Below are 21,816 nucleotides of genomic sequence, written 5' to 3' on the forward strand. Positions count from 1 at the left end.
AACGTCACCCGTCTCGTCTGCCCAGAACCGCGCGGTCCAGGATGAAATCGCAAGGCGCCAGAGTCGCCTCGGGATAGACACTGCGTAAATTGCTCAAAGCTTTAACCAGTTCAGCCAATGCTGTCTGCTTGTTTACCCGCGAGCTGCCGAAAGTCGCCTGCAGCCAGCGTTTGTAAGCCTTCTCGAACCCGGCCATCTGCGCCCGGTCGACCCAGCAGATCTTCGGCAGGATGTGGGCCGGGGTCTCCTGGCGGATGGTCTTTTCGGCGAAGCGGCGGAAATCGATATCTGAAAAGCGTGCCGGCCAAGCGGGGAGAATAATACTGATGCGGCAACTATAGGGGTCGATGTATTTGACGTTACTGCAATCACCGCCTGTACAGATCGGCAGGAAAAGCCCCTGCTGTTGTTCAGCCAACAGAGAATCCTCGATCGGACGGATCGTTTCCGCAATCGCGCCTGGCGCCGGTATCCGGTCGGAAATTCGCAGGTTTACCGGTGCGGCGGGAGTAGCAGTACTCCGTCCACCATCGAAGGGCAGACCGATTTCCCGCTGCGGCCGCAGCAGCAGGTGTTCGACCAGGAACAGACCCTCGTCACTGAACCTGTCCTGCAGCAGATCGAGGATCTGATCGATCGCCGCATCACGCTCCGCTTCGGTGGCGAAATATTCAATTCGCCGGGCGAGAATATCCTCCTCACCATCGGTCAGGTTGAAATAATAACGCCCGTCCTTGGCGACACGCGGCTGGTAATTGCTGCGATCGAGAGCGAAACCGAGGACCCGCTGCATCTCTTCGCGGGCATCGCGCGAGTCGAGGAACTTCCAGCTGCTGCTGAGCAGGATTTTGCCCTCCATCTCGGGGCGATCGTCGCGGATACGGAAGCGGTACTCTTTGAGATCATCTTCAACCCGGTCCCGCTCGTCGTAGATATCGAGTTTCACGTTCGCCAGGTTACGCCGGTCGAGATTGCGGATGCCGAGCAAACGACCGATCCGCAGGCTGAGGCCACTGATATTGGCGGTGTCCCACAGCTCCTTTTTCAGGCTGTAATCGAAGGCTCCGCCCCGATTGACACTTAAACTCGGATAATCCCGCAGAAATTCCCGTTTAGCCCGTGCCGCCTCGGCCACAGCGTTACTGCGATCATGAGCGTACATGGTCCAGACGTACTCGTTGAAATTTTCGGCAAACCGAGCCAGCAGATGGTCGAGGAAACGATTGCGGCGTTTGAGGAAGGTCGCTTCATCCTCCGTCAGGCTCTGGATATCTTCGGCCAGCGTTGCAGGATCGGCATAAAGTCCATCAGCATCAGTCACCCCAGCGACCACTTGGCTGAAATAGCTCTGGCCGATGGCCGGGTCGAGGGTGAACAGCTGACGCACGTTACCGAGCTGGGCGAAATAGTTGGCCAGCACTTGATCGAAGAACAGCAGGTAGGCCTGCAGCTGCCGCGCCTGAGCCTTACGCTGATCACTCGCTGATTCCGGCAGGCCGCTGTCGCTGATACCGTACGCGCGCGGGTAGTGCTGCTGGATGCTCTGGTAATCGCCGCTGTTGCGATAACGCCCGGCCGGGATCGGCAGGTCGGTGCTACCGGGGTGAGCGTTCGCCTGCTCATCCTGCTCCATTTCAGCCAGCAGGTTTTCAACGCGCTCGAAATCTGCCTGGAACGGCAGCAGGTCTTTGTAGAAAACCAGCCGTGAGCACTCTGTGCTGATGACCGGCTGCAGTGGCTGCTGGCCTTCCTGCCAGACCGGGATAATCCAGCTATCCTCATCCTCTGGCAGCTGCGCACCGCTCGGAGCGATGACGATATCGCGCACCGCCTGCACCCCCTCGACCTGCATCATCTCCTGCAGAATGTCGGATAGGTTGATCTGCTGGCGGATCTGCGAAGCGGCCAGTTCTTCGGCAGCGAGGAAGCCGTTCTGCAGCAGCGGCCCTTCGAAGATAGTCTCAACCGGCGTCCCTTTATCGAGTAGCTTCTGCAGCGAATAGAATTTGACCGGCGGGGTGAGGAACTGCTGCACCGCACGGAAAATACGCGCCTCGGTCAGGTCGATCTCTGCATCCGGTGCCAGCTCGATCTCGGCACAGAGGCAAAACGGTTTCTGCCGCACAAGCTGTATGCCGGTAAAATCTTCGCACAGGTTGCGGCTGGCCTGTAACAGTTGCCAGGCTTTCTGCTGCAGGGTGTTGCGCAGATCACGATCCCCATTGGCAACATCCTCTTCCAACTCCAGCAGCACCCGGTAGAGCCCTTTCATCTCGACCCGGTGTTTATGCAGTCGCCCCTTCTGCAGAAACTCCAGCCGACTGCGCTCGCAGTTGATGCCATACTGCTGCGGATCCGGCAAAAGCCAGGCGTTGCGGATGCCGGGGATATCGATCAGCAGGCGACGGTAATCATCGACCGTCACCGGGCGGGTCGGCAAAACCTGCGCCGCAGTCGGAAAGCTGGCCTCGGCCTTTTCGACGTGCTCCGGCAGCGCCAACAGATCGGGCAACGGCTGAGAGATGCGGTAACCAAGATCGGTGATGGCATAGCAGAGCAGTTCCAGACTGGTAATGCCCGGATCGTGAATGTTGTAATCGGTCCACAGCTTGCGCGAGAGCAGCTGGACATGTTCCAGTCCTTCTTCGCGCAACCGCTGATAGTTGCGTGCCGTGATATCGCTCGATTGTTTGCTGATGGTCAGCTTCTCGGCCATAAACGCCTCACAGCTTCTGAATATCGTGCTGCGCCACCGAAACCAGGATGGCGCGCGGATCGGTCGCCCGGGCCTCGCCCAGGTCATCTGTCAAATTATTCCCCTGGTAAAGTTTGAACTCGGTCAGGTAATCGACATAATCGAGTTGCTCGATATGATGCAGAATGACCGTTTTGTGCAGCCGACCACCGAAGTTGACGTCGCTGTCAGCCGAAAAAGCCCAGGGGGAAAGGAACCTGATGATCTCTTCATTGAGCAGCTTGCGGTAGAAGCCAAAGTCGAGCTGCTGCTGGAACTGAACATGAAAGGAGACCTTGATCGACTGGTAGAGCGGGTTGGCGGCATGCACCGTTGCCGTCGGTCCGGTCAAGCCTTCGATGTATGCCTTGATGCGATCGAGGGTGTCGAGGTCGGCCCGCGGTCGTAACGGGTCGACGGCGTTGCGGTTGTGCAGACTCGGCACCACCAGCAGGGTCAAATGCCCCGGCGCTTCGCAGCTGTCAGGCGCTGTGTGGGTCAGACACTTCGCTTTGTAGATCTCCGGGAACTGCTGCAGCACCAGTCGCTCGACATCCCAGGGGCTGATCGCTCGCTGTTTGTGCCGCAGCCGCTCACTGACTCGCACCCGAAACGCCGCGTCATCTTCTGCCATGCGTCCAGCAAAGGAAGCGTAGGGCTGGCTGACCGATTTGATCCCCGCCTGCGGCACCACCAGTTTACTGATCGATTTCGCCGCCAAGGGCAATCGCAGCCGTTCCGGATCGTTACCCTGATCTTTGAAAGTCGCCAGCACAGCGTTCGGCTGCACGTCGATCAAGGTGCAGATCGCTGCCGTATTCTGCGCCACCGTCGCCCGCAACCAGAAGGAGCCGCTCGGTAGCAGGGTGTTACGGTTGGTCGCCAGTTCCGGAAGCTTGAAGCGAATCACCCCGCTGGTCAGTAGACCGTTCGTACCGTCGCTGAGCAGTTCCTCGCTGCTCAGTTCACGCCAGTGGTTATCACTCAAAACACTCCACTGCACATCCGGCTTGACCAGATCGGGCTCGCCGCTGCCTTCGACGACCTGAAACAGCACAGACAGGTTGCGGCCAGGGTCGACGCCGGAAAAGCCGAGGTAGAATTCTCCTTCAAACGGATATTCAGGCAGCAACGGCACCGACTTCGCGGCAAGAAATGAGAGCTGATTGCGCAGGTAGCTGTGGTCACGCCGCTGACCGAAGGGGGCGATCTGGAAAAACGCCAGGCTATCGTCAACTACGGCAGCGGCAGAATTTGCCGTCAAATCCAGTTTCCCGCTGCTGGCCGTGTAGTTCAGGCTCAGGCTTTCGATCGTCGGAGTGTACGGCTCGTTTGGCAAAACCGGGGGCGCCCCGGCGGCAACAATCACAGCGGAAGTGTAGGCTTCTGTATATTCCTGATGCAGAAAACTTCTTGTCAGTCGCAGCGCGATAAAACCGTCTCGCAGCCGCGGAGTCGATCCCTGGTGAACAGACAGCGCCGGGTAGAACCAGTGGATCGGGCTGACAAGTTGCAGGCCCTGCACCTGTTGCAGCGCCCAGCGGGTCTGCTGCAAGCTGACAGCCTGCGCCTGCATTAACGGAGGTCGGGGAAGAACACTGACAGGCAAACTGCCACTTGGTGGTTCGGAAATAGAGTGCTCTGCCCTGGCGTTGCCGGAATCGAACAAGTTTACTGTCGAAACCTTTTCCTGGCCGTTTATTTTCGATCTCAGTTTTGCCTGGAAAAAGCTGTTGCCACCGACGCTGTAGTTATATTCCGGTGCGTTGTAATGGCTGGCGAAGCTGACCGGCGCGTTCAGCCACTTAAGCTTGAGGGTAAAGGTCTCCAGGGTTTTGTTGAACGCCTCTGCGCTGCCGACATAAAAGCTCGCCCCCTGCTTCCCTTGCGGTCCGAACGGCAAAAAGGGCTTGGCCGGATCGAGTTTGCCAAAGTCACTTTCCAGTTGCAGACTGGTCACCCCCTCGACGGTCACACGAATTTCTGCACTGGTGATACTGACTGCTGACAGCTCATGATAACCAAAACCCGTTTTCTGCTGGTTGAGCAACAGTTGCAGAAGAGGTGCCCCGGTATCGAAGCTGTGACCATGGAGCTCAGCGTCATACGCAACGACAGCGTCATCTTCCGCACTGAGCGAAACGGTCACCTGATAGAGCCCGGATACCTCTGTCAGCGACGCACTTTTCGGTCCTATCCAACCCTTCTCTCCGCTCAGGTAAACCTGGAACGCACCCTCCCCGGCGCTGTCGATATTTATCCCGCTCGGCAAACCGTTCAGCGTCATCTCCAGAGTGATGGTCCGGGTGCCTTCCGCCATCGCCAGAACCGGTGCGGCAAAAGCAAAACCGATCTGCGCCTGCGGCAGCACGCTGGAGCCGAACGGAGGCCACTGCCCTGGCTGTTCGGCAAACTCGCCGCCAATCCCGTCGCTCGAGGCCGCAAGCGGTGCCAACCGGATGAGACCGTCATCAACAAACACCGAGCGCAATGAATCGATGGTCACCGGGAAGACGCTCAGGTCATCGGCCAGCTCGAACTGAACATCCTTTTTCGTCGCATCCTTGCCAGCTGTCACCAGGGTGCCTTTGGGCAGCAACAGTTCATCAACCTTCTTTTTCAGTTCAAACAGCAGGTGCACTTTATCCGCCACTGGCGGAGCGGATTTGAGCTGCAGCACCTGGCGGTAAAAATGATCGAGATGTCGACCGGTGATGCCGTTCAGCTCTTCGCGCGCGTAGCGGCAGAGGCGCAGGAAACTTATCAACAGGCCAAGATGTGGAGACAAGTCGCCCCGTGCGGCGAAGCTCTGCTCGACATCATTGAGGTCGATATCAAAAGCAAGCTGCCTGGCCAAATCGGCCGGCAACTGATCGAAAAAAGCGCTCCAGTTGCCATCAACTTTGTTGCTCTGCGGATTGATGAAGTTGAGCAAACGGGCAAACTCGGTGGAGAAATCGAGCCACTGCTGCAGGTCACGCTCGTCAATCGGCGCACTACCCGGATCGAGGGCTGGCAGCAGGCGTTGCTGCTGGCTCTGTCCGTCGCGCCAGAGGTTGCCGAGACATATCTGCTTTGTGCTGCCGCTCATCCAGTCACCTCAGACCGATAAAAGGGGAACACCAGGTTGTTGCGCGAATTGGTCGCCCGCACTTTGTAGTAGACGACCAATTCGATTTTGCCGGCCGGTTCATCGAGTGCTTCGATCACCACGTCTTCCAGCTCGATGCGCGGCTCGTAAATCAGGATCGCCTGCTTGACCAGCCCGCGGATGTAGGTTTTTACCGTAGTATTGAGCGGCTCGAAGATCAGTTCGTCGAGATTGCAACCATACTTCGGCTGCAGGAAACGCTCACCGACACTGGTCGCAAGGAGAATCTCCAGGCTTTCACGGATATCATCCTCGCCCGAAACCAGTTCGACGCCCTTTTTGATCTTCGAGAACCGGGGCGGAAAGCTCCAGCCGGTGCCGAGAAACGGGTTATTTGTATCGTTCAACTTCGTCATGCGAAGCTCCTTAGTCGCCAATGATAACCGTCGGTTCGCCGATAGCAGCGGTCGCGCCACAGCCACAAAGATCACCAACCCGCAAGGCGGGCACGCCACCGATCAGCACCGTACCGCTGCCGGCCACAAAGGGACTGACTGTTGGCACATGCACCGGAGGAGGAATCGGGCAGACATGGTTGTCGCCCATCACTGCCGCAGGCATACCGCCGATCAGCACCGTCGCGTTGCCGGGACCGACGATGGTGCCGCCATGGGTAGACAGGTCTGTCACCCGTGCTGCTGGAGGCATATCTGTTCCTTTCCTTTAGTTGATCATCACAACACCGGCTTCAACCTTGGCCGTCGCTCCGCCAACAAGTTTGGCTTCCACGCCGCCTTCGGCCTTCATTTCCATCTGCGCCTTCACCTCAACATTCATCCCTTCGAGCTTGAGATCACCAGTTGCCTTGATGGTGATATCACCTTGGCTCTCGTAACTGATGCCGGCGCTGTTCATCTCAAGCTTGTTGCTGTAGTCATCTTCGAGCAGGATACTTTCGGCATCGTCATCGATAACGATCTTCTTCCCGGCCGGGGTTTCGATCGTCAGACTGACCTTCTCGTCGTTCCAGATCATTTTCATGCCGCTACGGGTGACGATCCCCTTTTCGTGGTTATCGTCGCTGCTTGCCAGCGGCGCCGGTTTAGCGCTGCTGTTGAGCATGCCAAGGATGATGGCGTCACGCGGGTCATCATTGAGGAAACCGAGCACCACTTCGTCTTCTATTTCCGGCCGCCAGAAGGTGCCGCGCTCTTCGCCGGCATCGAGACAGGCCACACGTGCCCAGACACCATCAACATCCGGTGCGATCACCGGAACCCTCACCCGCACCCGGTCTTCACCGTCCGGATCGCCAACGATCGCAGTAACGATGCCTATCTGCAAACCTGAAACGGCCGGCAGCAGTGCGGAAGCAGGTGGACTGCTGACCGGAAATTTTTCGGCAAACCATTCTGCCGGCAGCCCGATATCGATATCGGTGGTCCATGGACCACCGCTGAACTCATGCCGAATCCCGGAGACAAAAGCCCTGCCCCTGAAACGGTCTCCTACGCCTTCAAGCTCGATCAAATCCCCCGGATTGACATCGATGCCGGTGCACCTGGCCCGCCCCTGCACCTTGGCCAGCCGCTGTTTCTGCAGGCGCGCATCACTCCAGGCCTGCAATTCATCCTCTCTGAGCTGGCTGCCACTTCGCTGCACCGGGGCCTGTTGTGCCGCGACATCGGCCAGCTCTTCGAACAGCAGATCACCGGGAGTCTCGACCTCATCGGCCGAGCCGTCGCGGCTGAACAGCTCCTGTCCGGCGGAATCCCAGCTTTCACTGCTGACCGAAGCAATCTGGTCACGGGCATCGATTTCAGCCTCAAACTCGAGCAGGGTCGCACCGTAAGTCAACGTCTGTACCGGATCGGCACTGAAATCGGGGGGGCCGATCTGCAACTCGTTCCTGTTGGTCAACACCTGCTGACCGTTCGCCTCAGCGCGGGTCAGCATAAAATCCCAATCGGTGCAGTTGTATTGCACCAGCTCAGCGTGCTCGACACTGGTCTCTTCTATTTCGCTGCCGATAGAGTAGTTCTCCGCCATTTGCGTAAACAGGTCGCTGTCCTTCAGTTCACTGAAATAGGCACTCCGCCGGTAAAGGCTCATACGAAATGCGCTATGCCGACATTCAATACTGAGCATCGATGGCCGCCGTTGCCGAGCCTTGATGCCATGCCCGGTGATGATTCCGCGGAACAGGGTATTTTCCAGCGAGTGATAACCACCGCAAATCTCGATCTCCTTGCCCGGTATGAACATTTCGGAATTACTGACCTCAAAATCACCTCTGGCCGGGTCGCCGTCGTGCAACAGGATTTTTGCCGTAGATATCCGGTTGACCTGCTTGATGACAGTCAGGGCAGCAACCTGATATTCACGGGAGATATCCTCCCCCTCGATCAGGATGGCAAACGTCGGCCGGTCGATCGGCGCCTGCGTCTGTATGGCCCGTTCATTAGGCATTGGCACTCTTTTCCAGCGGCGGAAAAACCAGCTGCTGGCCCGCCTGCAGGTTGCGGAAATCATCCAGCCCGTTTACTTCAGCCACTTGCAGGTAATAAGACTGATCGCCATAAGTCCGGAAACAGAGAAGCGGCAGGCTGTCCCCTTCTTTCACAGTCACTCTCCGCATCAGGTCGGGCGACTGGTCGTTTGCTTCTGCGACCCGGGTACTGTCATCGATATTTTCGGTAAAGGTTGCATCCATTACCGCCCTTAGCGGACGGCCATCGCTGTAAAACAGCTTGTATGTGATGTCAGCCTTGATCAGCACACACTTCGACTCCAACTTCCCCCAGAGCAACTTCAGGTACCGGGGACGGTGAATTTCACCATCGTAGCCGACAACCTTGAAAAACTCCTGAATCCGATCGTAGACTTCGACCTTGTCGCCGCAAGTGCCGGTGCCGTCGAACATCAGCTTGAACTTGTATTCCTGTGGCTTGATCTTGCGGAACACCACCGGGCTGCCGGTTGTTCCTTCTCCCTGCTGGCGCTGGTACTCGACGTCGTAAACCTGGCCGTACTCCTGCGGGTTGAAGTCGACTTTGAATTCTGCAACCGGCTGGCCAGAATAATCAGCTTCTGCATAGGCCTTGAGCAGCAGCCTTTCCAGTTCACCTTTGTTCGGCGCTGACATGTCGACCTACCTTTCCTGCCGGTTTTTGAGGATTTCGAGCACCTGCTCCACGCAGTCGCTGACAATCTGCTGTCGCTCCTCACGCGGCGCGTCCGATGTTTCACTTTCCTGCTGCGTGGATTGACTTCCCTCAACCACTCCACGAATAACAAGTTCTCTGACTTCTAACGGCATAGCGACCTCTCTTCAGAGGAAAATCTTATCGACCTATTCTGGTAAAATACTGGTACGAAAGCTCCAGCGTCTCGACCACCAGCCCATTCTCCTGCGCCTTGAAATCGGACACCGCCCACTTGACCGGCCATGCCTTGACAAAGCTGTAGGTAAAGCCGAGCGGTTCGTGCTTTTCGTTGAGCAGGGTCACGTCGACGGTGGTTGGCGCAAAACTGAAGTTCTCGATGGCGTCGCGGCACCACTGGATCAGCCCCGAGTCGATCAAAAGCCCACGCTTGAGCACCAGGTTGCCATACTTCGGCAGGGTCGGCAGGCGATGGACGAAGCGGTTTTCGCCTCCCTCCTGCAGCTCCTCGGTGCCCAGTTCGGCGGAAAGCCCGGTGACCTCCTGGAAACGGCTGTCTTTTTCCCCGACTCCGGGCAGGCTGATAGTGACCCGGAAGTGGAACCCGACCGGCGGATAATCAGCCATCTAGTTACCCGTTCTCGATCGATAGTCCTTCGTGGGCCACCTCGATCGACTCGATCGCAACTTCGTTACCGGTCGCCTTAAGGCCCGGTCCCTCGACCTTGACCGGGAAAGCGTTGACCGCTTTCCAGGTCATCACCGGCTCGTGGCTTTCGTTGAGCAGGCTGATCACCAGGTCGCGCCGCTCGACTTTGTTGAGGCTGGTGGTGTTCAGCCAGTCGAAGAATTCGTTGTCATTCGGCACGATGCCCCGCTTCAGGGTGATGTTGCCGAATTTGGGGATGCCCGGCATCTTGGTCGCCGAATAGGTCGGGCTCAGGCCATCGCGGTACTCGATCACCTGGGTTTCGATGTTCAGGCCGGACACCTCGGAGAACCCGAGCTTGGTGCCGCCCCACTGCACCTGGAAATGAAAAACCGGCAAAGGATAGTCAGCCATCTGTCTGTCTCCTTATCTTAAGATTCCATCATTTTGTGCGAAAATTTCAGGATGATGAATTCAGCGGGGCGGACCACCGCCATGCCGATTTCCACGTTCATCCGCCCTTCAAGAATATCCTGCGCGGTCATGGTCTCGCCGAGACCGACCTTGACGAAGAAGGCATGCTCCGGCTTGCCCCCCTGCAGGGCGCCGTCACGCCACTTCTGCACCAGGTAGTTCTCGATCATCGCTTTCAGCTTGATCCAGGTGTTGGCGTCGTTCGGCTCGAAAACCGCCCAGTAAGTCGATTTTTTTACCGATTCCTCGACCATGTTGAAGAAGCGCCTTACCGAAATGTAGCGCCACTCGTTGTCGTTGCCGGCCAGGGTGCGAGCGCCCCAGATCAGGGTACCTTTGCCGCTGAAGGGGCGGATGGCGTTGATCGACTTGCCGGCGTTGACGTCGACGTTGAGATCTTCCTGCTGCTTGTTGTCGATCTTGATCGCCGGACCGTTGACCGAACTGAGGCTGATGTTGGCCGGTGCTTTCCAGACCCCGCGAGTGCGATCGGTGAAGGCATAAGCCCCGGCGACCGCGCCGCTCGGCGGCAGTACCGCCAGCTTGTCGTTAATCCCTTTGACGATGTTCTTGTAGAGAGCGAAACGATCGGCCAGCAGGCCGTCGAAGGTTTTCTCATAGTCGGCGGCCGATGCGGACAGTTCGGCAACCGCGGCATTCAAGCCTCCGAAGGCCATGAAAGCCGCTTCGAGGGCAATGTTCGCCTTGGCATTAGCATCAGCCGCGGCAGCGTAACGCGCGTTGACTGCGGCGTCCGTCATGCCGTCGGTCAAACTGCTGCCGGTAATCGTATTGAGCGCGGCAATGGTCTCGCTGATGCGGGTCCCGGTGGCGCCGGTAGTGACCATGATCTTGCCGGCGGAGAAGCCGATGGTGGCGTTGTGGTGCTCAAGCAGCAACTGGAAATCCTCATCCAGCTGATTGTTGTTGACGATGGTGTCGAGGTCGGTTTGCAGCTTGAAGTCGTCGGTTTCGACAATACTGTTGCGATAGGTAACGATCATCGCGTGCATGACATCGAGCACCAGGGTAAACATCGGCCGAATGTTGCCCTGGAAATCATCTTCGGCCGCGTACGGCTGAGCGGCCTTGAAGGTATCGTCCAACTCGCCGAACTGCTCTTTCAAAGTCTCGTTATCACCAGTGGTGAAGGCATCGATCAGGTCGCTCTGCAGATCTTCAACGGCGGAAACCGCAGCGTTTAAATCGCCAGTAATAAATGCTTTGAGGTCAGCATCCTTGGTCAGGTTCTCCAGCCGCAGATCACCGTTGGTCGAGGCCCGCTTGAGGCTGACGTTGCTTGACTTGATCGTCTTGGTGTAGCTGGTCTGCAACCAGGGCATATAGGAGGCGCCATACTTGAGATTCTTGATGCCGATATTGTTGCGGAAGGCCGCTTTGTCAGTCTCCAGGTCACCGCTGTTGGCCAGATCGCAGACCGTCACCCGGTCCATCAGCTTGCCGCACTGGGCCAGCGCCTGCTGCTGAAACTGGTAAAGGTTGGTACCGGCGAGCAGGGTGGCGTCGGGGCAGAGCAGGATTGTCGGCTCGTCCTCCATCTCCAGTTTTTTCAGCCCCCCGAGGATGCCGCTGGTGTCGTTGCCGATCGCCGGCGGAGAATTGTAATCGCCAACCGAGACGATGTAGCACTTGCCGCCACCGTTGTCGAAGTAGAGGCGCATACTGTCGAACAGGTAAAAGCTGTTGGCGCCCAGATCAACACTGCTGACGGCATTGTTGTCGTCAAGGTAAACAGTCGGCTTGACCGGTGGACCGCCACCGAAATAGCGCTGAAACTCGACCATCGAACGGATCATGGTCGGGTTCAGGGTAAGGTCTTCGCCATCTTTGTTGGCAATCTCGGTATAACCGATAAACGCCGGGATGGCGGTTTCCACCTCGGCAACCGACGGCGGAAACAGGGAAATTTCTTCGACATAGACATCGGGTGTTTTGTAAGTCGCCATCTTTCGTCCCTCTTTCGTTAGAGTTAGACTTATCTAGGCCTTCTTAACTATTCTTTTAGTTTATTAACTTTTTCTATACTTACTTTTGATTTTTTATAAGCATATATGCATTGTAATAACTAATTATATATTAACTAAACATAAATATATGTTCGTGATATCACTCTGTCCGCTTCAGGAATAATCTCTGCCACCGATGGATTCGGCAGGTTATCGATCACCAGTCGCGGAGTCGACGGCCCCTTTTTCTTCTGCAGGGTTATCCCGGTCAAAGGCTGCTGGCTCAGGGGCAAAGTTGCACCAGCGACAAAAGGAACAGCGGTACTGCCGTCGGCCAGACTCACTGCCGGCTGCCGAACAAAGTTGACCGCGGGTTCATCGAGCGATATCTGCAGATCATTCGGCGTCACTTCAGTCTCATACTTGGCGACCACGTAATATTCCCAGGTGGTACTGCGAGCCTGTAACTTGAGTCGGTAATTGCGAAACTGAACAGATCCGTCAGCTGCGACAAAGCTGAAATCGTTACTAATGGCTGGATCGATAAAAATCTCGATCAAGCCAAAAGGAAAACCACTGACCAGGCGGTCGGCTGCATAAAATTTCAGATGTTCTTCTCCATCACAGCACAAGCGGTACAGCCCTGGCGCCTGCTCCCTGAGATCAACCAGATAACTGTTGTTGCCCTCAACCGTTGCCACCCGACGTCGGTCAACAAGAGTTCCCTTGCTGTCAGTCAGCTCCCATACAACCGAATCGGAAGAGTCTTCAATATCGACCTGAAAGCGTTGTGGCCGCAGCGCCAACAGGTCAGCGGCAGAAAGGAACTGGGCTCCACTGTCAGCAGAAAGCAACAGTTGTCCATCGTTGATACTTTTATCTCGGTTGCTCAGGTAGAAGATCTGATCCGGGGTTTTATCCAGCGGCAGGTTCGAATAGTTGAGCAGGAAAGATTCTTGTGACCAAAGCACGAAGGAAAAAGTGAGTGGACTGGCGAGTGGCCGTTTCGGCTCTGATGCCTCATCGCCGGCCGTTTCATAAAGAACAACGAAACCGCTCGGAGTCTCCTTGAACAACATCCCCTGCTTCAGCAGCTGCTGCTGACAACTTGGCGTCGGTGCAATGAGAAAGTCGGCGCTAATGCCGTCCCGATAATAATCGTGCAAAACTTCGACGGCGAAGGCTTTCTGGAAATCGATCCTCATCCGGCCTCCTTTCCTTTGCCAACAATTTTGATGCTGGTAATCGGCGTCTGCAGATCCTTCGCCTGCCCCTCTTGGATTTTGATCGCGCGAACTTTGTAAAGAACGGATGGCAGATACTTGGCGCCAAGCACGGCCCAGAGATTATTCTGCTGTTCAAAGTTAAGCTGGTGCAGATCGACCACAAGCTTTTCAATGCCATCCGGCATGCTCGGCGAATTATCAGGAGTAAAGACTGTTTTCCTCTGGAAAAACCGGATGAGGCCTGAGATGTACTGCAAAGAGGTTTTGTAGTCATTGAAATGCGCAACAAACAGCACCAGGAGATTTAGGCGGATCTCGGGATTAAGGTGACTGACGCTGTTATCTGGATTGATCCGGTGTGGGGTCACATCGCGAACCAGCCGTTCCTCTTCAATGTTCACCAGAGTCAGCCCGATGTTGTTGTTGGGAATATCAACAGTGCCGTCATCTTTGGCGACATTCGTCATCGACACCACTGTGTTGCCCGCAACATTCAGCTCCGGTAACGACTTCAGATAATCGCTGATTTCACTTCGCAGTATCTCCAATGCTTCGTAAATCATTGGCCATTTCCACCCGCTACGAGATCTTGACGTTGCGCAGACTAAAAAGCCGCTTTCCCCCATACGCGGGGAAAAGCGGCTCGTTCTGCTGCACTCTCGAAAAACATGTTATCTCTCCCTAAGCTTTCTCATAAAACTAATTAAAGCTATAGATTCCAGTTATTCAAGAGTTGCATAATATTTTTTTTAGCTAATCAATAACTTCTAAGCTGCTAATATTATTCTCCTTCCAAGTTAAAGAGATAGCTTGCAAGCATTAAAGCTGAGTGATACTGGAACGATAGAAACCTCATCGTTGCAATTCTAATGGCAGCAGTGAAGGGGGAAAATTCTGCAGGCAAATTGAGCGTAAAAAACGCCGTATCGCTTCCGTCCCAACAGAGGTGGAACGACTATCGGTCGTCGCAGGGTAGGGGCCACCGTGAACCATCGAATGGCAGACCTCCACTCCGGTCGGGAAGCCATTGTACAACAATCGCCCGGCTTTTCGCTCCAGCAGGGAGAACAGTTTACGGCAGGTTTGTGTTTCGCCCTCTGTCGCATGAACGGTTGCGGTCAACTGTCCCTGCAATGCGGTCGCACATTCAAGCATCTGCTCGATCGATTCGCAGACCACCATGACGGAACTGGGGCCAAAGACCTCTTCAGCGATTTGTGGATCAACAAGAAAACGTTCACCACTGGTCTGCAGCAGGGCTGGAGTCGCCAGACAATCATCACCCTTCGGGGCATTCCCGGCACAGAAGTTAATCCCTTTTCGCTGTTGCAGCTGCTCAAAACCCTGTCGATAATTCCGTTTGATTCCTGCGTGCAGCATCGGAGCAACGGGGGCAACCTGCATCCGTTGCTCGATAGCGGCAGCAAAACTACACAACTCGGGCGACTTGACAACAAACAGCAACCCCGGATTGGTGCAGAACTGGCCAACGCCAAGGGCGACCGAGTCAGCATAAGCGTTCGCCAGCTCTTCCCCTCCTTCCGCCAGGGCCCCTGGCAGGACATAGATCGGGTTGACACTGCCCATTTCCGCATAGACCGGTATCGGCACAGGTCGGTTAGCAGCCAGGTCGAACAGCGCGCGACCACCGGCCTGTGAGCCGGTAAATGCGACCGCCCGCACAAGTGGATGTTTGACCAGTTGTCCACCCAGCTGATGGCTGCTCCCCTGCAGCAGCGAGAAAACGCCTTGCGGCATTCCACATTTCTTCACGGCAGCAACGATCGCCTGCGCCGCCAGCTCACAGGTGCCCGGATGGGCCGGATGGCCTTTGACAATCACCGGACAGCCGGCCGCCAGAGCTGCCGCTGTGTCACCGCCGGCAACGGAGAAAGCAAAAGGAAAGTTACTGGCACCGAACACCGCAACAGGCCCGAGAGGGATCTGGGTCATGCGCAAATCAGGCCGCGGTAATGGCTGACGATCCGGTTGCGCAGGGTCGATGCGCGTTTGTAGAAAAGCACCGTCGCGAACGAAATCAGCGAACATCTTCAGCTGGTTGACTGTGCGAGTCAGTTCACCTTCCAGGCGTGGCTGCGGCAAGCCGGTTTCCAGGCCGGCTCGGTCGACCAGGTCACTGCGGCCGGCTTCCAACTGGTCGCCGATTTCAAGCAGAAAATCGGCGCGCTCCGGCAACGGCAGCATGCGGTAAGCATCAAAGTCTCGCTCGGCTGCGGTCACCGCGGCATCAACCAGCGTTCCGTCAGCTTCGGCAAAGCCGGGCTGAAGTTTTTCACCGTCAACAGGGTTGATGGCATAAAAGTCTGCACTCGTCGTCTGCATTTCACCCGCTATAATCGAGCTGCCTGTCAATTCCATTCTCACCCCCATATAAACATCGAAACTTAATAGTAGGACTCGCCATAGTCCGGAACCTGGTTGCACCAGGCCGGATCACGCTTCGCCTGCTCCAATGCCGCTTCAGCTTGGCGAATCAGCTTTTCCCTATCCTTCGGATAGCTGCCCGCCAAGTTAAGAATATTAGACACGTGATTGGAGCGCAGAATACATTTCTTCGGATTCAGTACTTTCAGGATCGCCAACGTCTCTTCGATGATTTCACCGCTGGTGAGCGGTTCGATCTGCTCGAAATAATCGTCGTTGTGCCGCTTGAACATGGTCAGTAAAGAAAAATACTCGGGCGAAAGCTGGTTGATCCACTCCGCGGTTGCCTGCGCGTGCTCGGCTGAGCGGGCCCGGCCAGCCAACCCGAGAATACCGGTCACCGACAGTTTCATCCCCGCCTGCTGGGCGTTGCGACACAGCTCCAGCATCCGCTGTGGTTCAAACCCTTTATTCACCAGTTGCAGCGTTTGCGGGTCGCCAGATTCAAGTCCGAAGTAAAGAATCCGCAGTTTTTTTTCTTTCAGCTCGGCCAACTCTTCGACACTTTTCGTCGTCAGGCTGTTCGGTGAAGCGTAGGCACCAACGCGGTTCAGGTTCGGGAAGTTCTGCTGCAGCAGGTCAAGAATCTGCAGCAAGCCTTTTTGTGGATAGACCAGCGCATCGCCGTCAGCAAGAAAGACCCGCTGGTAAAATTCGCGGTGTTGGCGCGGTACGGCAGCGATCTCTTTTGCGATATCATCAACCGAGCGAATACGGAACTGCTTCATCTTGTACATACCGCAGAAGCGACAGTGATTCTGGCTGCAACCGACGGTAATCTGAAAAATCATCGACCGCGCTTCCGATGGCGGGCGAAAGACCGGTTCAACGTAATCGAAATAGTACATAGTTATCCTTCCGGCGTCCGGTGTTTTTCGATCAGGCGGAGTTGCATACGCGCCTCGGCTGCCAGTTGCTCACTGCGGGCCAGGTCGAGGGCGGAGAGAAAATAGTGATAGGCGCTGGTCTGGTAGCGCGGCTGCTGCAACATCGCTTTTCCCGCGCCAAGGTAGGCCTGATCAATCCGTTCATCGTTCTGCCGTTCAGAGATAAAGCGGCGGAAAACATGCAGAGCTTCGGGAAAACGTCCCTTCTCCAGCATGAAGTTGCCGACCACCAATACATCGGCGGAATCGACCTGCAAACGTTCGTCACGATCAAGCAGACCAAGATAACAGTCGGCGGCACCGGCCAGATCGCCACGACCGACTGCCGGGCAGATCTGCTGCAGCGAAGCAAGCGAGCCCTCTGCTTTTGCCGGTTTCCCTTTCAGCTGCAAGCGCAGACGATAATACTGATCGGCAATCCCGGCGACGGCAAGGCCTGTGAGAAACCCGCCAATGTGCGCGCCATAAGCGACTCCGCTGGTGGCTGAAGAGGCAAAAAGAAAGGGCACAAGGTTATCGATCAGCAAATAGAAACCGAGCACCAGGCGCGCCGACAGGTAGATGCTGGTCATGATGAAAGGGAACAGGAATAGAAAGCAACGCACCCGGTTGCGCGGGTACCAGAGGAAATAGCAACCGAGCACGCCGGAAATGGCGCCGGAAGCGCCGATCAACGGCACCTGGGAATCTCCGGCGAAGAGCGCAAAAAACAAGGTCGAGGCAACACCGCAAAGCAGGTAGACCAGCAGATAACGGAAACGACCGAGACGGAACTCGACGTTGTCGCCGAAAATGAACAGGAACAGCATATTGCCGGCCAGATGCATGAAGCCACCGTGCAGGAACAGTGATGTCAGCAGGGTGAGAGGGTCGAACACACCCGGCCGAAAACCGTACTTCAAGATCAGCAGATCATAAGCACTGACGCTATTATAAACCTGCCGAGCACTGACCTTGCCGTATAGCCCAACCATCTGCAGGTATTCGAGCAGAACCGGATCATGCAGATCGGGGCGACTCATGCTGGCCGGCAGGGTCAGCAACAGATAGATGAAAATATTCGCAGCGATCAGCGCCCAGGTGATATAACCCCGCCCCGGTGGATTGGGCGTATCGGACAAGGGGATAAACATTGCATCTCCAGGCAGTGGGACAAAAAAATCAGTTTAGCACAGCGCATGAATCAGCCAAAGCAGAAGGCTTGCGTTTGACGCAGCATATCGCTATCTTCCTCGCATGAACCTGCTGTATCTACTTGATCTGATCGGAACCATCGCCTTTGCGGCGTCCGGCGCTTTGGCCGGGGTGCGGCGTGGCATGGACCTGTTCGGTGTGCTGGTCCTGGGGATGGTAACGGCCATCGGTGGCGGCACATTGCGCGATCTGCTGCTGGGCGACCTGCCCCCTTTTTGCCTGCGCAACGAAACCTATCTTTGGCTGCCGGTCGCGACAGCGTTGCTGGTTTTCATCAGCCACCGCTTTCTGCCGAAGATCGAGCAGCCGCTGCTCTACCTCGATGCTGTCGGGCTGGGGACCTTCGTGGTTATCGGAACCGGTAAAGCGATCGCATTTCAGACCGGACCGCTGGGTGCAGTGCTGATGGGGGTGATGACCGGGACTGCGGGCGGGGTGATCCGTGATGTACTGTCGAATGAAATTCCGCTGATCATGCGTCGCGAAATTTATGCTTCTGCCTGCATCCTCGGGGGCGGCTTGCTGGTCATGTTGCGGCACCTCGGAATGACTGAAAATTTATCCCTGCTGTTATCGGCAACGAGCGTTATCTTGTTGAGATTGATGGCAATTCGCTACAATTGGTCACTACCTAAAGCAACCTGATGTTTCTATTCATAAACTATTCGTACAAAGGAGAGTGCTATGCGTGAAGTTAAAATCAAAGGAACTGAGCAGAGCTACCCGGTCGGCAAAATCGTTTGCCTCGGGCGTAACTATCTTGATCACATTCGCGAGCTGGGCAACAAGGTCCCGGACCGTGCCGTCATCTTCTGCAAGCCCGCCAGCAGCATGTTGCCGGACGGTGGTCAGATAGAGCTTCCACCCTACACCGATGACTGCCACCACGAACTGGAGCTGGCGGTGTTGATCGGCCAAAGCGGTAAAAACATCGCCGAAGAAGATGCCCTGCAGCATGTCGCCGGCTACGGCGTTGCTCTCGATCTGACCCTGCGTGACCTGCAAAGCGAGCTGAAAGACAAAGGACTGCCCTGGGAAATCGCCAAAGGGTTCGATACGTCCTGCCCTCTATCCGACTTTGTTCCCGCCGCTCAGGTCGACAACCCGAACGACATCCGCCTGAAGCTGAAGGTCAACGGTGAACTGCGCCAGGATGGCACCACTGCACAGATGATGCGCACGGTCGAAGAGATTATCGCTGAACTGTCGCAGTACTATACGTTGGAACCGGGCGACATCATCCTCACCGGCACTCCGGCAGGAGTCAGCCGGATTCAGAGCGGCGATCAGCTCGACGGAGAAATCGAGCAGGTCGGCACCCTGAGCGTCAGTGTAAAATGAAGCCAAGTTTCGCCTTGATTGGCCCCGGCAAGGTTGGTTGTGCCGTCGGCAAACAGCTGTACTTGGCAGGCTACCCGCTAAAAACAGTCGTCGGTCGCACCCTTGAAGGTGCGGCTGATGGCTGTGTTTTCATGGCCGGAAACAGCGAGTTAGCGACAACAGACCTTTCTGCTGCGGCAGAGGCAAACATCATCCTGTTGACAACTAAAGACGGTCAGCTCGCAGAAGTTGCCAAGCGGTTTTGTCTGAGCACAGAACTCACCTCTGAGCAGACAATCATCCACTTCAGCGGCCTGCTCCCTGCAGAAATTCTGCGTGCTGGAAATTGTCCGGCAGCAGTCATTTCCATTCACCCATTGCTGCCCTTTGCCGATCGCAAGATCGCTGCCGAAAAACTGAAAGGCTGCCCCTGTGCGATTGAAGGCGACCATCAAGCATACAAACTTGCCCTCGATCTGGTCACGAGCTTGGGCGGGCTGCCCTTTCAGATAGCGACCGATAAGAAAACGCTCTATCACGCTGCCGCCTGCATCGCCTCGAATTTCACCGTCACCCTGGCCGCAACCGCCTGCCAGCTGCTTGAAGATTGTGGCATTGACGCGGCACAAGCGCCACAGCTGCTGCAACCGTTGCTGATGGCAACTCTTGAAAATTTCGCCGCGCTTGGAGCCCAGCAAGGCCTGACAGGCCCGATCGTACGTGGCGACTCCCCAACCGTTGACGCCCACATCTCTGCCCTCGAAAAACAACCGCAGCTGATCGACCTTTACTGCACACTGGCACGGAAGACTCTTTCCCTGGCAGCAGCATCAGGTCGCTTATCCGCGGCAGAGGAAGCAAAGATAAAACTCATCATCAGCGAATAACGTCTCGACTTCTATAAATTTATTCTCCACTGCAAAAATCGCATATTCCAGATATTCGAATTCCCACTATTGTTGTAAATATTTTTTTTCTTTAGCCAACAAAAACACTGGAAATTATCATGAGCTATGATATATTGGCCTAAATTAATGACCCGCAGCTCACCCGCGAGCGTAACCCATACTTCATAGGAGAAGAACACGAATGAGAAGATTAGCTTTGTTCCTAGCAGGAATCTTAGCTGTGACCTTCTTGGTGACCGGTTGCCAAACCACTGCCAAGACAGCTCCGGTAACCGACAAGGCTGCAGCCGAAGTCAAAAAGAACGTTCCGCAGGATCCAAAACTGCGCATCACCACCGTAGAGGTCATGGACCTATTTGCCAAAGAGTTCGGTGATTCCCCTCTGGTTAAGGAAACTCTGGACGCAAATAAGACTTTCCAGTTGATCGACGCCCGCCCGGCAGTCAAGTATGAAGCCGGCCATGTTCCTGGTGCGATCAGCATCCCTAAACCGATGCTGGAAAAGAACCTGGACAAGTTGGCTAAAGACAAGATGCTGATTTTCTACTGCGGCGGCCTGCACTGCAAACTGAGCCCGCAATCAGCTGAAATCGCAATGAAAGCCGGCTTCAAAAACGTCAAGGTCTGGTACGAAGGTCAGCCGGGTTGGGTCAAGGCCGGGAACTACGTGGAGATCGAGACCAAAGCGGTTGAAAAGCTGGCAACCAAGCCGAGCCAAAAGCCGTATGTGCTGATCGATGCCCGTCCTGCAGTCAAGTATCGCAAGACCTTTATTCCCACCGCAATTTCGCTGCCAAAAGCAGAGTTTGAGCTGAAAAAAGGAATGCTGCCGAACGACAAAAGTATCCCTCTCATTTTCTACTGCGGCGGTTACAAGTGCAAGCTGAGTCATGAAAGTGCAGCTCTGGCACTTAAGATGGGATACAAAAAAGTATCCGTTTACTCTGCCGGTCAGCCGGACTGGAAAAAAGCCAAATTGCCTCTCTGGGGCGACGAAGCGAGTGGTGTAAAGAAGAAGGCAGTTGCCAGCAATGCGCTGCCGGAAGGCATCTCCGTCAAGGAATTTAAAGAGCTGGTCGCAGCTGGTAAAGTAACCGTCATCGATGTTCGCGCACCTGATGAGTACGCCGCTGGTCACCTTCCGGGCTCGATCAACATTTTTGACGAAGACTTCATCTTCAAGGCTGAGGAAGCCGTTTCCAAAATGCCGAAAGAAGGCCGTGTCGTTCTTCACTGTGCAACTGGTGGTCGCGCCGGTGGTGCTTACTACGCCATCCAGGACACCAAGTACACCAACAAAGCGAACCTGCAGTACCTTGATGCAACCATCAACATCAACCAGGACGGCAGCTTCACAATCGGCGAGGGTCACTAAGGCCTGCTAAAAGCTGAGACAGCAAAGCCCCCTCGACATTGAGGGGGCTTTTTTTGTCAGAATGTCCCGTCCTGAAATAAGTTTACACCTTGGAGGCTTATGATGGACAAGTCAGACAGACAGCGAAAGAGACGTACTCAGCGTGATTACACCATGGGCTTTAAGTTGAAGGTGGTTGATGCCGTAGAAAAAGGCGACATGAGCTACAAGCAAGCTCAGAAGATCTATGGCATTCAGGGGCGTTCAACCGTGCTAACATGGTTGAGAAAGCATGGAAAGATGGACTGGACCCAGCCTGTGAGGCACGTTATGCCCCAATCACCCAAAGACAAAGAGACTCCCGCCCAGAAAATCAAGCGACTTGAGCGCGAACTTGCGGATG

The 21,816-nt window shown here is 55.6% G+C and carries 20 protein-coding genes; 5 read left to right on the forward strand and 15 right to left on the reverse strand.

The features are described 5' to 3' along the window. Positions 1–4: 4 nt before the first annotated feature. The 15 genes from BUB13_RS15435 to BUB13_RS15500 all read right to left on the reverse strand — a co-directional run bounded on the left by BUB13_RS15435 (position 5) and on the right by BUB13_RS15500 (position 17,770). A complete protein-coding gene (locus tag BUB13_RS15435) occupies positions 5–2,716 on the reverse strand; it encodes a YegP family protein (protein WP_072909669.1) in 2,712 nt (903 codons plus the stop codon). 7 nt (positions 2,717–2,723) lie between these two features. Further along, entirely contained in the window at positions 2,724–5,825 is a 3,102-nt protein-coding gene (locus tag BUB13_RS15440) for a baseplate J/gp47 family protein (RefSeq protein ID WP_072909670.1), read from the reverse strand. After that, positions 5,822–6,241 carry a GPW/gp25 family protein gene (locus BUB13_RS15445; protein WP_072909671.1) on the reverse strand — a complete coding sequence of 140 codons (420 nt, stop codon included), beginning with the start codon at positions 6,239–6,241 and terminating at the stop codon, positions 5,822–5,824. The genes BUB13_RS15440 and BUB13_RS15445 overlap by 4 nt, the downstream gene beginning before the upstream one ends. 10 nt (positions 6,242–6,251) lie before the next feature. Then, positions 6,252–6,533, reverse strand: coding sequence for a PAAR domain-containing protein (locus BUB13_RS15450; RefSeq protein ID WP_072909672.1), 282 nt, complete (start codon positions 6,531–6,533; stop codon positions 6,252–6,254). Positions 6,534–6,548: 15 nt separating this feature from the next. Further along, positions 6,549–8,294: a type VI secretion system tip protein VgrG gene (gene vgrG, locus BUB13_RS15455; RefSeq protein ID WP_072909673.1), complete on the reverse strand. Its 1,746-nt coding sequence runs from the start codon at positions 8,292–8,294 to the stop codon at positions 6,549–6,551. Beyond that, the gene (locus tag BUB13_RS15460; protein ID WP_072909674.1) at positions 8,287–8,970 is read right to left on the reverse strand and encodes a CIS tube protein; all 684 of its coding nucleotides are present in this window, start codon (positions 8,968–8,970) and stop codon (positions 8,287–8,289) included. Before BUB13_RS15460 ends, vgrG begins: the two co-directional genes overlap by 8 nt. A gap of 6 nt (positions 8,971–8,976) precedes the next feature. Continuing rightward, positions 8,977–9,144: a DUF5908 family protein gene (locus BUB13_RS18970; protein ID WP_153305044.1), complete on the reverse strand. Its 168-nt coding sequence runs from the start codon at positions 9,142–9,144 to the stop codon at positions 8,977–8,979. Positions 9,145–9,169: 25 nt separating this feature from the next. Beyond that, on the reverse strand, positions 9,170–9,616 hold the full coding sequence (locus tag BUB13_RS15465; RefSeq protein WP_072909675.1) for a phage tail protein: 447 nt from the start codon (positions 9,614–9,616) through the stop codon (positions 9,170–9,172). A 4-nt stretch (positions 9,617–9,620) separates the two neighbouring features. Next, positions 9,621–10,052, reverse strand: coding sequence for a phage tail protein (locus BUB13_RS15470; protein WP_072909676.1), 432 nt, complete (start codon positions 10,050–10,052; stop codon positions 9,621–9,623). Between the two features lie 17 nt (positions 10,053–10,069). Then, positions 10,070–12,079 carry a phage tail sheath C-terminal domain-containing protein gene (locus BUB13_RS15475; protein ID WP_072909677.1) on the reverse strand — a complete coding sequence of 670 codons (2,010 nt, stop codon included), beginning with the start codon at positions 12,077–12,079 and terminating at the stop codon, positions 10,070–10,072. Between the two features lie 134 nt (positions 12,080–12,213). Beyond that, on the reverse strand, positions 12,214–13,284 hold the full coding sequence (locus tag BUB13_RS15480) for a hypothetical protein (RefSeq protein ID WP_072909678.1): 1,071 nt from the start codon (positions 13,282–13,284) through the stop codon (positions 12,214–12,216). Beyond that, on the reverse strand, positions 13,281–13,868 hold the full coding sequence (locus tag BUB13_RS15485; RefSeq protein WP_072909679.1) for a Pvc16 family protein: 588 nt from the start codon (positions 13,866–13,868) through the stop codon (positions 13,281–13,283). Before BUB13_RS15485 ends, BUB13_RS15480 begins: the two co-directional genes overlap by 4 nt. 289 nt (positions 13,869–14,157) lie before the next feature. Continuing rightward, on the reverse strand, positions 14,158–15,684 hold the full coding sequence (locus BUB13_RS15490; protein WP_072909680.1) for an aldehyde dehydrogenase (NADP(+)): 1,527 nt from the start codon (positions 15,682–15,684) through the stop codon (positions 14,158–14,160). Positions 15,685–15,710: 26 nt separating this feature from the next. Continuing rightward, a complete protein-coding gene (locus BUB13_RS15495) occupies positions 15,711–16,598 on the reverse strand; it encodes a radical SAM protein (protein WP_072909681.1) in 888 nt (295 codons plus the stop codon). Positions 16,599–16,600: 2 nt separating this feature from the next. Next, entirely contained in the window at positions 16,601–17,770 is a 1,170-nt protein-coding gene (locus BUB13_RS15500) for a rhomboid family intramembrane serine protease (protein ID WP_072909682.1), read from the reverse strand. Positions 17,771–17,873: 103 nt separating this feature from the next. On the opposite strand from BUB13_RS15500, the gene BUB13_RS15505 reads away from it, so the two are divergent. The 5 genes from BUB13_RS15505 to BUB13_RS15525 form a co-directional block, all read left to right on the forward strand. After that, on the forward strand, positions 17,874–18,476 hold the full coding sequence (locus BUB13_RS15505; protein WP_072909683.1) for a trimeric intracellular cation channel family protein: 603 nt from the start codon (positions 17,874–17,876) through the stop codon (positions 18,474–18,476). A 39-nt stretch (positions 18,477–18,515) separates the two neighbouring features. Then, the gene (locus tag BUB13_RS15510; protein WP_072909684.1) at positions 18,516–19,172 is read left to right on the forward strand and encodes a fumarylacetoacetate hydrolase family protein; all 657 of its coding nucleotides are present in this window, start codon (positions 18,516–18,518) and stop codon (positions 19,170–19,172) included. Continuing rightward, on the forward strand, positions 19,169–20,038 hold the full coding sequence (locus BUB13_RS15515) for a Rossmann-like and DUF2520 domain-containing protein (RefSeq protein ID WP_072909685.1): 870 nt from the start codon (positions 19,169–19,171) through the stop codon (positions 20,036–20,038). Before BUB13_RS15510 ends, BUB13_RS15515 begins: the two co-directional genes overlap by 4 nt. A gap of 202 nt (positions 20,039–20,240) precedes the next feature. Beyond that, a complete protein-coding gene (locus BUB13_RS15520) occupies positions 20,241–21,434 on the forward strand; it encodes a rhodanese-like domain-containing protein (RefSeq protein ID WP_072909686.1) in 1,194 nt (397 codons plus the stop codon). A gap of 102 nt (positions 21,435–21,536) precedes the next feature. Next, positions 21,537–21,816, forward strand: a 280-nt coding sequence (locus BUB13_RS15525; protein WP_072909687.1) for a helix-turn-helix domain-containing protein, incomplete at its 3' end; no start/stop codon positions are given.

Origin of the sequence: Malonomonas rubra DSM 5091, assembly GCF_900142125.1 — a bacterium.
Classification (GTDB): Bacteria; Desulfobacterota; Desulfuromonadia; order Desulfuromonadales; family Geopsychrobacteraceae; genus Malonomonas; species Malonomonas rubra.

Bases quoted from the DNA above. Each gene is read 5' to 3' on its own strand.
- BUB13_RS15435 (WP_072909669.1), bottom strand. From the start codon at position 2,716: ATGGCCGAGAAGCTGACCATCAGCAAACAATCGAGCGATATCACGGCA.
- BUB13_RS15440 (WP_072909670.1), bottom strand. From the start codon at position 5,825: ATGAGCGGCAGCACAAAGCAGATATGTCTCGGCAACCTCTGGCGCGAC.
- BUB13_RS15445 (WP_072909671.1), bottom strand. From the start codon at position 6,241: ATGACGAAGTTGAACGATACAAATAACCCGTTTCTCGGCACCGGCTGG.
- BUB13_RS15450 (WP_072909672.1), bottom strand. From the start codon at position 6,533: ATGCCTCCAGCAGCACGGGTGACAGACCTGTCTACCCATGGCGGCACC.
- vgrG (WP_072909673.1), bottom strand. From the start codon at position 8,294: ATGCCTAATGAACGGGCCATACAGACGCAGGCGCCGATCGACCGGCCG.
- BUB13_RS15460 (WP_072909674.1), bottom strand. From the start codon at position 8,970: ATGTCAGCGCCGAACAAAGGTGAACTGGAAAGGCTGCTGCTCAAGGCC.
- BUB13_RS18970 (WP_153305044.1), bottom strand. From the start codon at position 9,144: ATGCCGTTAGAAGTCAGAGAACTTGTTATTCGTGGAGTGGTTGAGGGA.
- BUB13_RS15465 (WP_072909675.1), bottom strand. From the start codon at position 9,616: ATGGCTGATTATCCGCCGGTCGGGTTCCACTTCCGGGTCACTATCAGC.
- BUB13_RS15470 (WP_072909676.1), bottom strand. From the start codon at position 10,052: ATGGCTGACTATCCTTTGCCGGTTTTTCATTTCCAGGTGCAGTGGGGC.
- BUB13_RS15475 (WP_072909677.1), bottom strand. From the start codon at position 12,079: ATGGCGACTTACAAAACACCCGATGTCTATGTCGAAGAAATTTCCCTG.
- BUB13_RS15480 (WP_072909678.1), bottom strand. From the start codon at position 13,284: ATGAGGATCGATTTCCAGAAAGCCTTCGCCGTCGAAGTTTTGCACGAT.
- BUB13_RS15485 (WP_072909679.1), bottom strand. From the start codon at position 13,868: ATGATTTACGAAGCATTGGAGATACTGCGAAGTGAAATCAGCGATTAT.
- BUB13_RS15490 (WP_072909680.1), bottom strand. From the start codon at position 15,684: ATGGAATTGACAGGCAGCTCGATTATAGCGGGTGAAATGCAGACGACG.
- BUB13_RS15495 (WP_072909681.1), bottom strand. From the start codon at position 16,598: ATGTACTATTTCGATTACGTTGAACCGGTCTTTCGCCCGCCATCGGAA.
- BUB13_RS15500 (WP_072909682.1), bottom strand. From the start codon at position 17,770: ATGTTTATCCCCTTGTCCGATACGCCCAATCCACCGGGGCGGGGTTAT.
- BUB13_RS15505 (WP_072909683.1), top strand. From the start codon at position 17,874: ATGAACCTGCTGTATCTACTTGATCTGATCGGAACCATCGCCTTTGCG.
- BUB13_RS15510 (WP_072909684.1), top strand. From the start codon at position 18,516: ATGCGTGAAGTTAAAATCAAAGGAACTGAGCAGAGCTACCCGGTCGGC.
- BUB13_RS15515 (WP_072909685.1), top strand. From the start codon at position 19,169: ATGAAGCCAAGTTTCGCCTTGATTGGCCCCGGCAAGGTTGGTTGTGCC.
- BUB13_RS15520 (WP_072909686.1), top strand. From the start codon at position 20,241: ATGAGAAGATTAGCTTTGTTCCTAGCAGGAATCTTAGCTGTGACCTTC.